The 15,164-nt window shown below is 40.1% G+C and carries 15 protein-coding genes and 2 tRNA genes; 5 read left to right on the top strand and 12 right to left on the bottom strand.

The window, feature by feature from the left end; all coding sequences use genetic code 11:
- Positions 1-18: 18 nt before the first annotated feature.
- From AACU32_RS06445 to AACU32_RS06420, 6 genes are all read right to left on the bottom strand, one after another.
- Positions 19-600: a YdeI/OmpD-associated family protein gene (locus tag AACU32_RS06445; protein WP_096598841.1), complete on the bottom strand. Its 582-nt coding sequence runs from the start codon at positions 598-600 to the stop codon at positions 19-21.
- A 439-nt stretch (positions 601-1,039) separates the two neighbouring features.
- A tRNA-Met gene (locus AACU32_RS06440) sits at positions 1,040-1,140 on the bottom strand.
- A gap of 1 nt (position 1,141) precedes the next feature.
- Positions 1,142-1,211 (bottom strand) — tRNA-His (locus AACU32_RS06435).
- Between the two features lie 205 nt (positions 1,212-1,416).
- The gene (locus AACU32_RS06430) at positions 1,417-2,040 is read right to left on the bottom strand and encodes a flavin reductase family protein (protein WP_096598840.1); all 624 of its coding nucleotides are present in this window, start codon (positions 2,038-2,040) and stop codon (positions 1,417-1,419) included.
- 324 nt (positions 2,041-2,364) lie between these two features.
- Positions 2,365-2,937, bottom strand: coding sequence for an ureidoglycolate lyase (locus tag AACU32_RS06425; RefSeq protein ID WP_096607885.1), 573 nt, complete (start codon positions 2,935-2,937; stop codon positions 2,365-2,367).
- A 135-nt stretch (positions 2,938-3,072) separates the two neighbouring features.
- Positions 3,073-3,936: a polysaccharide deacetylase family protein gene (locus AACU32_RS06420; protein ID WP_096598839.1), complete on the bottom strand. Its 864-nt coding sequence runs from the start codon at positions 3,934-3,936 to the stop codon at positions 3,073-3,075.
- Positions 3,937-4,135: 199 nt separating this feature from the next.
- On the opposite strand from AACU32_RS06420, the gene AACU32_RS06415 reads away from it, so the two are divergent.
- From AACU32_RS06415 to AACU32_RS06405, 3 genes are all read left to right on the top strand, one after another.
- Positions 4,136-4,576 (top strand): retropepsin-like aspartic protease family protein, encoded by a 441-nt coding sequence (locus tag AACU32_RS06415; RefSeq protein ID WP_096598838.1) that lies wholly within the window; start codon positions 4,136-4,138, stop codon positions 4,574-4,576.
- Positions 4,577-4,652: 76 nt separating this feature from the next.
- The gene (locus AACU32_RS06410; protein ID WP_096598837.1) at positions 4,653-5,582 is read left to right on the top strand and encodes an ATP adenylyltransferase family protein; all 930 of its coding nucleotides are present in this window, start codon (positions 4,653-4,655) and stop codon (positions 5,580-5,582) included.
- A 148-nt stretch (positions 5,583-5,730) separates the two neighbouring features.
- Positions 5,731-7,092 (top strand): cysteine desulfurase-like protein, encoded by a 1,362-nt coding sequence (locus AACU32_RS06405; protein ID WP_096598836.1) that lies wholly within the window; start codon positions 5,731-5,733, stop codon positions 7,090-7,092.
- 591 nt (positions 7,093-7,683) lie between these two features.
- On the opposite strand, the gene AACU32_RS06400 is transcribed toward AACU32_RS06405, so the two are convergent.
- From AACU32_RS06400 to AACU32_RS06380, 5 genes are all read right to left on the bottom strand, one after another.
- On the bottom strand, positions 7,684-8,580 hold the full coding sequence (locus AACU32_RS06400) for a DUF4351 domain-containing protein (protein WP_096607884.1): 897 nt from the start codon (positions 8,578-8,580) through the stop codon (positions 7,684-7,686).
- Positions 8,581-8,744: 164 nt separating this feature from the next.
- Entirely contained in the window at positions 8,745-8,963 is a 219-nt protein-coding gene (locus AACU32_RS06395) for a toxin-antitoxin system HicB family antitoxin (RefSeq protein ID WP_096598835.1), read from the bottom strand.
- 6 nt (positions 8,964-8,969) lie between these two features.
- Positions 8,970-9,392, bottom strand: a complete 423-nt coding sequence (locus tag AACU32_RS06390) for a putative toxin-antitoxin system toxin component, PIN family (RefSeq protein WP_096598834.1) — start codon at positions 9,390-9,392, stop codon at positions 8,970-8,972.
- Positions 9,393-9,545: 153 nt separating this feature from the next.
- On the bottom strand, positions 9,546-9,797 hold the full coding sequence (locus AACU32_RS06385) for a hypothetical protein (RefSeq protein WP_339377583.1): 252 nt from the start codon (positions 9,795-9,797) through the stop codon (positions 9,546-9,548).
- Positions 9,798-10,086: 289 nt separating this feature from the next.
- Positions 10,087-10,599, bottom strand: a complete 513-nt coding sequence (locus tag AACU32_RS06380; protein ID WP_096598833.1) for a hypothetical protein — start codon at positions 10,597-10,599, stop codon at positions 10,087-10,089.
- A gap of 178 nt (positions 10,600-10,777) precedes the next feature.
- On the opposite strand from AACU32_RS06380, the gene AACU32_RS06375 reads away from it, so the two are divergent.
- On the top strand, positions 10,778-12,337 hold the full coding sequence (locus AACU32_RS06375) for a hypothetical protein (protein ID WP_096598832.1): 1,560 nt from the start codon (positions 10,778-10,780) through the stop codon (positions 12,335-12,337).
- Between the two features lie 28 nt (positions 12,338-12,365).
- Positions 12,366-13,346, top strand: coding sequence for a histone deacetylase family protein (locus AACU32_RS06370; protein WP_339377582.1), 981 nt, complete (start codon positions 12,366-12,368; stop codon positions 13,344-13,346).
- Between the two features lie 196 nt (positions 13,347-13,542).
- On the opposite strand, the gene AACU32_RS06365 is transcribed toward AACU32_RS06370, so the two are convergent.
- Positions 13,543-14,922, bottom strand: a complete 1,380-nt coding sequence (locus AACU32_RS06365; RefSeq protein ID WP_339377581.1) for an NB-ARC domain-containing protein — start codon at positions 14,920-14,922, stop codon at positions 13,543-13,545.
- Positions 14,923-15,164 lie beyond the last annotated feature (242 nt).

Raw genomic sequence — 15,164 nt, 5'->3', positions numbered from 1 at the left:
AAAGTTTAATAAAAACATTTACACCCTAGGATTTTTATTCTGTGCTGCTGAAATTATAGTTTGCTCAATTCTCTTTAACCTTGTCTCTGGACGTTTAGCGCTTTCAATCCAAAAGAGGATATTCTTTTTGACGGAATTGCTGAATGCCTGAAAATATTGATTGGCTATTTCATTTGCAGCTAATGCTTGCTGTAAATCATCAGGAACTATTAATGCTTCTATGGCATCTAATGCAGTCCAGGAACCATTTTGCTTTGCGGTTGTAATTTTTTTCAACCCAGCCTCAGTCATCAAACCTTGTTCAATAAGTTCTTCGATATACTGCTTATTTAACTTTGACCAAACGCTTTTCGGTTTGCGCGGAGTAAATATTTGCATATAACGATTTTCATCTAAGGAGTTAACTTTACTGTCAATCCAACCAAAACATAAAGCTTCTTTGACTGCTTCACTATATCTAATACTTGGCTGACCACTTTTTACTTTGTAATAAATAAGCCATACACCAATAGAATTATGGTGATTTTTCTCTAACCATTCCCGCCATGCTTGGCGATTTGGGGCATGAAAGGTTTCTAGTTGGTTATCGAAGTTTGGCATAGGAGAAATTTATCAATAAAGGCAGAGGGCAGAAGGGATTTATTACTAAAGAAGTTAATAGACTTTTACTACACATATAATACATATACTACAATATATTTTTAAACTCTGCAAATGTAGGTGTTTACAGTTCAGTTGCGGACAAATACATCTCCAAAACTGGATTAAGATTGCTACTTTTTCCTAAACTACCCTTGGGTAATCCAGAAACAGAAAATAGCACTCAAATATGCCGTTCGCTTTGACAATTCCAGCAATTTGGATTTGTCAACCGAAGGGACATACTCAAGTTAGGGAGTCATGCATTTGCGCTAGCTTCTTTACTGTTACTACAGACATCACTAGGTAATGTCTAGTAGTAAGCACCTACATCACAGAGTTTTGAATAAAGTTAAATGGGCTACCTTAAAAGGGTAGTGTCTTTTGACCCGGACAGGGTTGGGTGAAAGTACAGGAATCGTAGACGCGAAGCGTCTTCCCGAAGGGTACCTGTAACCAATCGATTATGAGTCGATCGCTCTACCAGTGAGCTAACTTCCGGAGTTTGATGTAGGACTCGAACCTACGCCCGGCCGATCATTTCGGCTGCTCTACCACTGAGCTAATCAAGCCATTGAGTAGTAACGCATTACGCGGCGGTATACGCTCAATCCAGCGGTTGGCGCACCAGTCGGGTATACTGAACCCAAACCATAGCTTTGCTGCTGTATTACTATTCACTACTTAATGTAGCATAAGCCAATTGAAGGCGCTAGTGGATAATTATCATCTTCAGATCCCCGACTTCTTGAAAAAGTCGGGGATCTTGCAGCTAGCTCAAGTTTTAGGTGGCTGCTGTGTAGGGCGAGTAATTTCATACAAATCGTCAGTGCGGCTATACCAATTTCCCGATAGGCGAGCGATCGCATGTAATTTACTTACATCAATGGTGTTTTCTGGCGTAAGTAAATCATCGCGGATATGCCAAAGCACTGCTTCCGCAATAATTAACCCTGATTTGTTACCTTCATTACCCACATAAACTACCTGCTGGAGTAGACACTCAATATTAATCGGTGACTCAGCTATTCGCGGCGCACGTACCTTTTTTGAGGGTAAAGGGGTGAGTCCGGCAATTTTGAACTCGTCAACATCTGGGGGAAACTCACCACTAGTGAGATTCATTTGATACCCTACTTCCTCGGAAACTATGTTGACTACCAATTCCCTAGACTGCTCGACATTTACTAAGGTATCCTTTTTCGAGCCACGACGCGAACCAACTGATATGGCTAGGATTGGGGGAATTCCGCTGACACCCATAAAGAAACTAAATGGTGCAATATTAGGTGTACCATCATTGGCGATAGTTGACACCCAAGCGATCGGTCGGGGAACAATCGAACCAATCAGTAATTGATAGCTATGTCTCGGATCAATTTGCGCAGGATCAATAATCATGTAAATTCCTAGGGTAACAATTACAGTTAGAGGATGTTTTAAAAGTTGTCGGTGATGTATCAAAAACTTTTCGATCCCCCTAAATCCCCCTTTTTAAGGGGGACTTTAAGAAGTTTTCCCCCCTTTTTTAACGGGGACTAAAGCGTGTTTTCAAACTACTCGTTTAGCCTTCTAAATTTCTCGATCCCCCTAAATCCCCTTTAAAAAGGGGGACTTTGAGAGTCTTTTCGCCCCCCTTTTTAAGGGGGGTAGGGGGGATCTAAGACTTTGAAAACACGCCCTAGGGGGGATCTTGATACAACTTGATACTTTACAAACAACCTCTTAAACATCGAGATGAATTTCACAATTTAATCTTTTGAGCAGCGATATTTTATAAACATCGCCTTGATCCATCTCATCTGGTTTCTGCATTTGACTTAAAGCGGTGACAACTTCATCAGAATTGGCGGTGAGAATCACCACAGGGCGATCGCAGGCTATGGGAAAATCATGCCAAGTGCCAATATGTAGCAAAAGTCCATAACCTGCCGGGAACCGTAGTGCTTGCACTTGTTTTAAATCTGGCAAGTTTTCGCCATTTTCATGATTAGGCGGTGCCATCACCATAATAAATGATGCTTGTCCCAAACCAATAAACATTTGGGTCATATACATATGGCGTTCTAGCCATATAATTGGCGGATATCCTGGGAGAATTTTTGCTGTTCTAAAAGTTGCTGTTCCTCGATAGGTAAAGTCAATATTTTCCCCTTCTAATACTCGTTCTTGGTAAAAGGGAATTCCTAAGCCCGGTTTGCTGACATCATCGCCTAACAGATGTCCATAGGGTTTGGTATTTTCTGTATTGGCATCAATTACAGGAATTTTTAAAACTTGGGTTTGTGGAGTTGTCATAATTGTCATAATTGTCATTGGTCATTGGTCATTTGTCATTTGTTATTTGTCTGTGTTGCAGGGTAGGTTAGTTTTTTGAACATAGTTTTGTTGATTTTTTGCGATTTAGTTGAGCAACTGCAAAGTACGCACATCTCACGAATTTTCTTGTTCATTCATCCATTTATAAATACCCTCACCTGTGGTTAACCAGGTATCTGGTTTATTTTTAATATTTCGCAAACACTGTTTTAAATATTTTAATCTTAGTGGTTGACCAACAATAAACGGATGTAAGCCAATTGCCATTACTCTGGCTTGCTGTTCTCCCTCCTGCCATAATTGGTCAAATTGGTCTTCTATAGCTTGGGCAAATTCTGCACCCGAAAAGCGGTTACTTAAACATAAGGTAATATCGTTTGCTTCTATAGTGTAAGGAATCGCTAGCAAGCGACCATTAGGTAAAGGATACCAATAGGGTTGGTCATCATTCACCCAATCAGCAGTGTAAACAATTCCGGCAGCATGTAATAGTTCAAAGGTTGATTCTGTAATCGAAAATCCTGGGGTTAACCAGCCTTGTGGAGTTTTGCCAGTTGCTTGGCGTAATAAATCTAAAGTTTGATTAATTATTTCCGATTCTTCTGCCAGATTCAGGTCACTGTGTCCAGTAGAATTATTAATGCCATGCGCCATAATTTCCCAGTTATGTTGCTGCATAGCTGCCATAATTTCTGGATAAAGCTGATAAATTTCGCCGTTCACTGCTGCTGTTACCGGAATTTCTAACTCAGCAAATAGTTCAAATAATCGCCAAATACCTACACGATTTCCATAGTCTCGCCAACCATAGTTAGCAATTTCTGGGTAACTATTTAAATGGGGTTGAATCGCGGTTCCTAATTTACCAAAGGTGAAGTGTTCGACATTCATGACTACCCACACAGCAACTCTGGCATTATTTGGTAATTTTAATGCTGGACGTTGGGTAATTGGTTGAAAAGATGGAGGTTGTAACATAATTTGTCATTGGTCATTGGTCATTGGTCATTGGTCAGTTGTCAGTTGTAATTTGTCTCCCTCATCTCCCTCATCATTTTGAATTTTGTATTGTTTGTCCTCTTCATCAACAAAAATATACCCTGGGAGGGAGTGATATTTTTTACAAAATATCATAATCTACAAACTCGTTTTTCAGTCTTAAGATAGAGGTGAGAATATGGAAGTATTGGTAGTGCCCTTGTTTTTGATCTTGATGGCTTTAAGCATTCATCTCCCCCAAAGAGGCCCAGCCAGAATTAACAGAACTCGCGGTGGGAGTGTAATTATTGATGTTACCTTTAATACAAATCAAACTTTTCCGATGATTTTGGATACAGGTGCTGATATGACAATTATTACCGCAAAAATGGCAAAAGCTTTGAAGGTAGAGGCGATGGGTTCAATGCCATTTAGGGTCGCCAATAACCAAACAGTGGTTTGGCCTGTTGGTATGGTAAATTCAGTGGAAGTTGGTGGCGCTCAGGTAGATGATGTCAGGGTAGCGATCGCACCTGAAAGAACAATTGGTCTTTTAGGACAGAGCTTTTTGGCAAAGTGCGATTACACGATCGCAGGCGATGTCTTAAAATGTACTCGCAAATGGACTCCGGAAGGATAAAAATTTAAAATTCAAAATTCGCTCATGAAAGACATTTAACAATTTTGGTAATCATAAATATTTATCCGGACTTGATATGACACAGGAAAAAATATTATTGCAACCTGGCACTTTATGGCAAAGTGTCAGGGAACGTACTGAATACGCTTATTCATGCGGGGCTTTGTTGTCGATACCGACGGAGTTTGAGTTTGTTGAGGATGGTGGTGTAAAGTTCTTGGTCAGGATTTTGTCAAATCTTGTGCGCAAGGATGCGGCTAAACAGAAGCAGGTTGAACAATCTGCTAAATCTGGCAAGGATTTTAACCCTTTTTTACCCTACGATCGCGATTTATATGTCGCAGATATTTCTGAAACTCATGTCTGCATTTTGAATAAATTTAATGTTGTTGACCATCACTTGTTAATTATTACTCGCGCTTTTGAGGAACAGGAAAGCTTACTGACTTTAGAAGATTTTGCGGCGATGTGGGCTTGTTTGGCAGAAGGTGAGGGTTTAGCATTTTACAACGGCGGTCAGGTTGCAGGTGCTAGTCAGCGACACAAGCATTTGCAGATTGTACCATTACCACTGACAACAACAGGGGCGGCAATACCGATTCAGTCTTTGTTCGCAGCAGCAGAATTTCCGGGTGCGATGCCTGCGGCGGGCTACGCCTACGCTTCTATACCGGGGTTACCTTTTACACACGCTTTCGTACCCCTAGATCCCAATTGGGCACAGTCGCCACAAACAGCAGCAAAAACAACATTGGAACTTTATCACGCCTCACTCAAGACGGTGGGTATCAGCGCAGTTGACGGTAACAAACAATCTAGTGGCTACAATTTTTTAGCTACGCGAGAATGGATGTTAATAGTACCGCGATCGCAAGAAGAATTCCAAGGAATTTCTGTGAACTCACTAGGATTCGCCGGTGCTTTACTCGTGCGAAATCAACAGCAAATGCAATTCCTCAAGGATTACGGCCCGATGAATCTTTTGAAGAGTGTCGCTAGGGACTAGGGACTAGGGACTAGGGATGAGGGGGATGAGGGGGACAAATGACTATTGACTATTGACTATTGACTATTGACCATTGACCATTGACCAATTACCAATGACAAATGACCAATGACAAATGACCAATAACCATTGACCCCAGGAGATTGTTATGCAACCGCTTGACCTGAAATGGATACGCGCTCAGTTTCCAGCACTGACACAAAAAATCAACGGTGAATCTGTAATTTTTGCCGATGGCCCTGGTGGAACTCAAGTACCTGGTGCTGTACTTGATGCTATCAGCGATTATTTGGTGAGGTCAAATGCTAATTCCCACGGGGCTTTTGCTACCAGTGCGCGGACAGATGCACTGATTACGGCGGCTCGTGCTGCTAGTGCTGATTTACTGGGATGCTACAGTGATGAGGTGGTATTCGGCGCTAACATGACCACCCTGACCTTTAGCTTAAGTCGCGCTATTGGTCGGGAATTGCACCCAGGTGATGAAATTGTGGTGACGCGGCTTGACCATTACGCTAATGTTTCCTCTTGGTATGCATTGGAGGAAAAGGGCGTAATTATCAAGGTTGTAGATTTCAATGTCGAAGACTGCACCTTAGATATGGCTGAACTGGAACGGCTAATTAATCCCCGGACTAAGTTAGTCGCTATTGGCTACGCTTCTAACGCTGTGGGGACAATCAACGATGTCGCCGCTGTGGTACGCCTCGCCCATGCTGTTGGTGCTTTGGTGTTTGTTGATGCAGTCCATTATGTACCTCACGCGCCGATCAATGTCCACGCCCTAGGTTGTGACTTTCTCGCCTGTTCAGCTTATAAATTCTTCGGTCCCCATGTGGGAATTTTATATGGTAAGCGAGAACATCTTGCCCGTTTAACTCCATATAAGGTAAAACCTGCTCCTGATGATGTCCCATCGCGTTGGGAAACAGGGACTTTGAATTTTGAAGGTTTGGCTGGATTGGTGGCGGCGATTAATTACTTGACAAAACTCGGTTGTCATGTATCGCCTTCAGTGGATAGCGAGTTAATTTCCGCTTTAATCGAAGCAGAGAAGGAAGGTTTAGAAACATTCCACTGTCCCAGTTTTCTCACATCCGGGGATGAATCTGCGTCTGCGATCGCCAAAGCTTATCACAGTCGCCGTGCGGCTTTAGTTGCAGCGATGTCAGCAATTCAACAATACGAAAGAGAATTGAGCCACAAACTCATACCCGGATTGTTAGCAATTCCTGGTTTAACCTTATATGGTATTACCAATCAAGAGCGCTTTACTTCCCGCACACCAACAGTTGGATTTCGATTAGCCGGACAAAGCCCGGAAAGTGTTGCCAAAGCATTAGGCGATCGCGGTATATTTTCTTGGCATGGTCATTTTTATGCGATCGGTTTGACTGAAAAGTTAGGTGTAGAAGCTACTGGTGGCTTAGTGCGGATTGGGCTAACCCACTACAACACAGTTGAGGAAATTGAGCAAATTTTGCACGCATTGAAGGAAATTGCGGTGTGAAGTAATACTCAATGCTATGTTTGTCACAGTCAAAGTATCGTTTTTACCGATATGAGACCTAACCCCCAGCCCCTTCTCTACAAGGGAAGGGGAGAAAATCAAAGCCTCTCCAATAATAAAAGCTACTCCTACCGCGCCTCTCCTAAGAGGCTACGGTGTACACACGAGTCCTTTGTTAAACAAAGCAACAACTTTGTTTAACAAGGTTACAACTTTCTTTAACAAGGTTACGACTTTCTTTAATAAGGTTACGACTTTCTTTAATAAGGTTACGACTTTCTTTAATAAGGTTACGACTTTCTTTAACAAGGTTACGACTTTCTTTAACAAGGTTACAACTTTCTTTAATAAGGTTACAACTTTGTTTAACAAGGTTACGACTTTGTTTAACAAGGCAAGTCTTTTTTAAGTCTTTAAGGCAATGAAACAGCTTTGCTTTTCAAGGGGGGTTGGGGGGAGCAAAAGGGAGCATCCCACTTTTTTGTATGTCATTGCGAGCGAAGCGTCTACGTGTCTACGTTCCTCTCTACGAGACGCTACGCGAACGCAATGACAGAACATATTGTATTAATTTACGCCAATCTACTTAATTTACGAAAGACTATTGAGAAATTCATCTAAAGAACTGACAGCGATCGCCGCATCCATTAAACTTTCTAATTGCTCTAAACTCTCACCCTCCAGCCTTGTTTGTACTGCTTGGGGAATTTCGCCAAAACGCCGTTGTAATACCCGCATTAATTGTCGTCGCGCACCCTGGTGTACGCCTTGCTGTAGACCTTGCTGTAAACCTTGCTGTAAACCTTGCTGTAAACCTTTTTGCTCACCTTCAGTGAGAATTTCCTGATACCAAGGTGATTCACGTAATACCGCCATATCCCACCTCATGATTTGTTGCACTAAAGGCATATCTAGTACAAAACTAGCAAAAAATGCTAGCAATGGTTCTAACTCATTGAGTTGTTCCGAAGCTCGGAGTTGAGTTAATGCTCGTTGTACAATTGATGCTTCTCCACCTCCTCGCAAAATCGGCACAAATGGTAATAATGAGGGTAGTGGTTGGCTAAACACAATTTCTGCATCCACTTCCCACAAGTTAATCACGCGATAATCTTGAATCGCCCGTAATCCCAAAAATTCTGCTTCGTAACTATTGACAACAGTGACGGTAGATGGGGGTGGTAAGATGTTGATGAGTACTGGATAGGTTGGTAGTTGATACCGTTCTTGCGCTAAGGCGGCATAAGCTCTCATGCGTAAAGGCATCTGTATTGTATAACGCAACTGCAACTCGTTAAGAATCAAAAAATCTCCACAGGTGTTGCTGTATGCTTTGATCAACACATCTGTTTCGCGGCTAATCCACTGAAACTCTGTGCCGAGAATTTCTTGTGCTACGACATCAGTCCGCTGTGTTACCCATTGCACCCAAGCATCGGGAGCGAGGTTAATTAGTCGCTTACTGCCGATATCTGCTGCTTTTGCCACTGGATGATTGCTAAATGTAATCGTTATCCCTAACTCATCATCATATTGTGTGACCATCAGGCGATGTCTAGCAACAAGAAGCGTAGCTATCTACGCACTTTTGTTAATGGGGTTGATGTAGGCGATCGCCTCCGGTTAGTGTTTGCATAATCGCTCAACAAGCTCTATTCTGTCAGAGTATCAAGTTTAGCTAGTATTCTTAAGCCTTCTTCTGGGTTACCAGTTGCAGCCATTGCTTTAAATCTTGTATGGGCATCAAATTCTGCTAAAGCTATGGTAGAAAGTTCTTCAATTAGCTTGTTTACACTTATACCTTTGGCTTGAGCAAGTTCTTTTAATCTGTTGTGCTTATCATCTGGTAAACGAATAGTTAAAGTTGCCATTTTTGTTTAACTCCTAATAATTTCTTCGGGTTTTAATATTAATAAGTTAGGAAATAACAATTCAGCATTTTGGAAATCTTTGACATTGTGAGTGGCAATAATTTGAGCATTTCCCGCAACTGCTAATTCAATTAAGTGATTGTCAGCTTCGTCTTTTAAATTCGGTCGCCATAGATAGTAGATATAGACCCATTGACTGACGCTCATGAATGATGCTAGTAAAGTCGAAATTTCTTCACTCGTTAATGGGCATTTGGCGATAATTTCTGAGCGCTGAATGACTGATTCATACTCAGAAAATAAAGCATTGCCCATCAAAGGCTGATATTCTCTTTGCAAGCAGCGTCGAATGAGTTCTCGACTGGAGCCTTTAGAGCTAATAAGCGCACTAATAAAAACGCTAGTATCAACTACAATTTTAATCGCCATGTTTACATGGTAGCATATACGCTGTCATAAAAGTCCCATTCAAAAGACTCAAAAGCGATCGCATCCTTCGCAACTGTGTAAAATCAGCGATCGCACTTCTGGTGATGGGATGATGTGCGCGATCGCACTTTTTTTTTTACGAAAGGCTGGTGTTCATACTTTTGTAAAGGCGATCGCATTTTTGATGATGGGGTTGATGTGGGCGATCGCACTTTTAGTGATGGGGTGATGTAGGCGATCGCATTTATGCTGATGAGGTTGATTTGGGCGATCGCACTTCTGATGATGGGGTGATTTAGGCGATCGCACTTTTAATGATGGAGTAGATGTGGGCGATCGCAGTTTTGGTGATAGGGTGATGTGGGCGATCGCAGTTTTGGTGATAGGGTGATGTGGCGATCGCACTCGTTTGGTTACGAAAGGCTTAAGTTGAAATTAACTTGCTAAAGTTGCCTGGCATCAGTAAGGGAAAACACGCAAACTGTAGAATAAATCTTTAAATTCAGTAATGAGCATTATTGCAGAGGTGATGCATTTGACAAACACCACGATGTAGGGATTTTGGGTCGGAGTAGCAAATTTAGCAAAGTGGATGTTTTTAAGATGTCCAGCCATTTGACTTCTCAAAACTTTTAAAACATCCTCTTAACCGAGTAGTATTGGTCTCTAATTCAGTTTTAAATCTCGAAAACTATTAGTTGTCATTATGGTTTTCATTGTTTTTTTCAGATAAAGAAGTGGATGGCTCTTCTTGTAGTTGTGTAGTTTTTGATGTTTCGCTTTTTTCAAAACCATCCCAATAATTTCTGGTTATGTAAGTAAATATTGCCACAAAAGTACCAGAAGTTACAAAAAAACTTACACGCACTAAAATTGTTTGTTGCGCGGCAGCATTATTAGTTAAATCTTGAATGACAAGCTCGAAAACTTTATCTATTTTACTAACGAGAAACCCCGTAATAAACCCTTGAGCAGCTGTTATATAAGTTTTAAACGAACTTTTCTCATTGTTACTATAAGGTGAAATCAATATTCCTATCAACCAACCAATTCCTGAACCAAACAGTCCATTTAGAAACAAAATATACCTTTCTACAAGGAGATCAGTAGGCCATGTAAAAGCCATAATCATCAGTAACCCTAATCCAATAGCTGTGGCTAAAAGTGCAACAATAAGGTCACTACGATCTTTCTTACTTGTTTTCATAGAACTTTTTGTGATATATGGAACCTACACACTTGATAAATTTAACATGATATGTGTGACATAAATTCCGTCAATTAGAAATCCTAATATTAGAATTACTCTAACCAAGTATGTAAAATTTTGTATTGACATTCAACATTTCTGAAATAGTTAAATGCAATAAACTCAAGGAACAAACATGGTCTATATTGCAGAAGTAAAGGTGTATGTTTGGCAAGGGAAAGAAGGCTTAGACTTCGGTCATGCCTCTATGAAGATAACGGGTGTGGATGGTAGTTACACTTATGTTAGTTTTTATCCAGGCGACACTCCCAAAAAAGAGTGGAAACACCTGTGGAAAACTTCTAAGGGTAATATTGTAGAGAAATACGATGAAGATTGTTACCAAATGAAAAGAAACGCAGATAAAATTATTGTTATTCCCAACTTACCGAATCCTAAAAATTATAGTATTGCTTATTATAAAAACATTTGGCAGACATCATTGTGGAAACTATTTGGCACTAATTGTTGTCATGTTGTTATTAATAACCTTCAATGGATGTCAGGAATTGAATTTGCTACTAGTCAATACTCCTGGCATCCTGCTTGGAGCCCACAGGATGTCATAAATTATGCTAATCATCTCTGTTCACAAGCTTTCCCTAAGCCTTCAACAATAGAAGGCTTAGGATATACGATTAGTGGCTCTACGGTAAAAATCAGAGCCGATAAACTTGTAAATAATCGAAAGGGTGGAACTAGTGGGACTCTCAAGCTTAAATTATGGGCTACAAGCAGCCCCAATGACATAGCAAATATTAATGATAATGGTCATATATTTGCTGAAACACAATTTGATACCCTCGAAGGAGGGTATCATTATCCTAATATTGAACATAATGTTCCTTATCAGAGACCACCTGCTGGAACATATTATATTGTAGCAACGTTACATGAGTATGAAACCGAAAACAAATGGCCAATTTATGATTGGGTTAGTGTTAATGGACAGATCACTTCAAAGCCTTTAATTATAGAGGGAACCGTAGGATATACGATTAGCGGCTCTACGGTAGAGATCAGAACCGATAAACTTATACATAATCGCAAGGGTATAACTAGTGGGACTCTCAAGCTTCAATTATGGGCTACAAGCAGCCCCAATGACATAGCAAATATTAATGAGAATGGTCATGTATTTGCTGAAACACAATTTGGTACACTCAAAGAAATGAAGTCTCATCAGATTAAAAATACTGTTCCTTATCAGAGACCACCTGCTGGAACATATTATGTTGTAGCAACGTTACATGAGTATGAAACCGAAAATAAATGGACAATTCATGATTGGGTTAGTGTTAATGGACAGATCACTTCAAAGCCTTTAATTATAGAGGGAACCGTAGGATATACGATTAGCGGCTCTACGGTAGAGATCAGAGCCGATAAACTTATACATAATCGCAAGGGTATAACTAGTGGGACTCTCAAGCTTCAATTATGGGCTACAAGCAGCCCCAATGACATAGCAAATATTAATGAGAATGGTCATGTATTTGCTGAAACACAATTTGGTACACTCAAAGAAATGAAGTCTCATCAGATTAAAAATACTGTTCCTTATCAGAGACCACCTGCTGGAACATATTATGTTGTAGCAACGTTACATGAGTATGAAACCGAAAATAAATGGACAATTCATGATTGGGTCAGTTTTAATGACCGTCTCGTTGAGTGTCACTTGGAAGCCAACTAATTTAGTAAATAATGTAGGTAAACCTGAAATGTCTAAAATTAAGCCTAAGCCTAAAATTATTTTCTCACCTAAGTATGATATTCAATTTTTTGGACTTGAGAAGCTACATCTATTTGATAGCTGTAAGTATGGACGAGCATGGAAAAAACTTAAAAATAAATTTGGTGAAAAGTTAGATAATTGGACAAAATGCCCAGAAACAGAAGTCTCAATCGATGAATTATCTACTGTTCATACCAAGGCATATTTGTCTGAATTGATCACCAATTCTCAGTATCTTTCTCGAGCTCTTGAAATACCACCCTTAGCACTTGTTCCTAATAAACTGATTGATAAAAAGGTTCTATATCCTATGCGTTTAGCAACAAGGGGAACTATTATGGCAGCAGAATGCGCATTAGAAGATGGAATCTCTGTCAATTTATCTGGTGGATATCATCATGCAAGCAGGGAACAAGGTGATGGATTTTGTATTTATTCAGATATCGGTGTTGCTATTTATCAGCTTAAACAAAGTGGAAAGTTAAAATCTGATGATAAAGTTATTGTGATTGATTTAGATGCTCATCAAGGCAATGGCATTGCCAGGATATTTTATGAGGATAGAAGTGTTGTTATTTTTGATATGTATAATGCAGATATCTATCCCCTAGATATGTGGGCAAGGAAAAGAATAGATGCTAATATTCCTCTTAGTCAGGGTACAGATGATTCTGTATACATTGATAAATTAGAAAGGGAACTACCTTCATTTATAGAGAATCAAAGAGATGCAAAAATTGCTTTCTTTAATGCTGGTACTGATATTTATGAAAGAGATCCTCTAGGCAAATTGAGTATATCTAAGCAAGGAGTTTTAAAGCGAGATAAATTTGTTTTGAATAGTCTGATAAATCTTGACATCCCATGTGCTATGGTCTTGGGCGGTGGATACACAAAAGAGAGCTACGAATTAGTAGCTGATAGTATTTACGATATATTGAATACTGCTTATAACTATCAGGATTAGAACTAGTAGAAGGAATAAAACTCATCATACATTTTTGCTTTATAGGGAATTTGGCGAAATCCTTAGTATTGCATATAACTAGAATACTTTTCATAGATAGAGCGATGACATCTAATACTTTACAAGGGGCGATCGCCTTCTTACCAACCATATCAAAAAAGCGATCGCAAACAATAAAACTTCCACATGACAAGGATTAGGGAGTGGGAGTTTGGGTATTTTTGATTCCCCTATCCTTAATTTTTTGATAAACTTGTTCAACCCATCGCTGCGTTATATATTCCATCACTACTGGTTGCAGGAAGAAATGCTCGCCCCTTTTTTCAATTAATGACCGTTGCAATAAGGATTTGATTGCAGGCGGTAACTGACGCTTGAAAGAAAATTTCATGACATCAGCAGCTAACTCAGCAAGGGATACCGGTTCTCGATTAATTGCTAACCAATACATAACTTCCGCTTCTACTGCTGACAAACGCTGAAATTGGCATTCTAACAAGTCGCCAATGTCCTCAAAAATTAGTATTCCTTGTTCCAAATACTCTAAAACAGAGGCAATCTTACCATTGAAAAGCTCTTGGGTTCCGGCTGCTACCATCTTCAGCGCTAAGGGATTACCGCCATAATGCTTGATGAGTACTTGCCATTCTCGTTGTGTACCCGTGAATTGTCCTTTTTGCTGAAATAACTGTTGTCCCTCGGTAAAATTTAATCCTTTTAATGGGAGCGACTTCACTCCTGTTCTCTCTCCTTCTAACGGTACGATGTCTCTAGGTTTTTCTCTGGAAGTGAACAGAATGCAACTATTATGGGGTACTTCGCCAAAGCGCTTCAGTAATTGACCATATCCCTCGTAACCTGGAAGAAATTGTCCTGTTTGACTACCACTAGATAAAATTGTCTCAACATTGTCTAAAATTAGCAGACATCGGTGATTGCTCAAACATTCCATCAACTTTGATAGTTTTTCATCAAAGCATTCAGGTATTACCATTTCTTTTCCCAATGCCCCAAGCAAAAATTGCAGTATCCTTGTCAGCTTATACTCTACTGGCGGTGCGTTTTGCAGGCTGCGCCACACCACTACCTCAAATTCGCTTTGAATTTGCAGCCCCAACTTCACTGCTAATGTGCTTTTGCCAATACCACCAATTCCCAGCAATCCAACTAAACGACACCGTTGTTCTAATATCCACTGTCGTAGCTGCAATAATTCTTCACTACGACCAAAAAACACAGATACATCTGGTGCTTCACCCCAATCATACTGTGGGTTTGCTTGTCGAGTTTCTAGTTCCTCTAAGGTCGAGGTAGGCCTGGTATAATCGCTTGGAGATAAATCTAAATTAAAGGCAGCGAAGGCAGATTGCAAGGAACTTTTATCTACGGGTTCCAAGCGTGCCAAAATTCTCGATATAGTGTGGAGAGCTAAACGAGTGCGATCGCTCAGTTCTTCTAAACAAAAGCTATCTCCACCATTCTCATCAAATTCAACTTGAGTTTTGGCAGCTTGAAATTTATCCCAGCCTTTTAGCGTCAGGATGACACCCCGCCTGCGTCTGCTTGGTTGTTTCATCAACGTTACCTCAAACTTAGTAGATGCATCTCCATCGAGAAAATTCTCAAAGGACAATCAAAGGAGATAGTTGTGGAACAGCTATTCAAGCTTGACCAATTAAATAAAATATGGAACGATACAACATCTTTTATTAGAGCTAAGTTTTTTATTTCACTCGAGCGGCATCTCCAAAAAACGCCAATAAATTTAAATTATTGGCTTTCAAAAAGCGATATTTATTTGTGGCTAAATTAGCCAGT

Source organism: Calothrix sp. NIES-2100, from assembly GCF_963875285.1.
In the GTDB taxonomy this organism is placed as follows: domain Bacteria; phylum Cyanobacteriota; class Cyanobacteriia; order Cyanobacteriales; family Nostocaceae; genus Aulosira.
The sequence above is the reverse complement of the archived record's forward strand: the minus strand, read 5'-3'. Positions and strand labels throughout refer to the sequence as shown.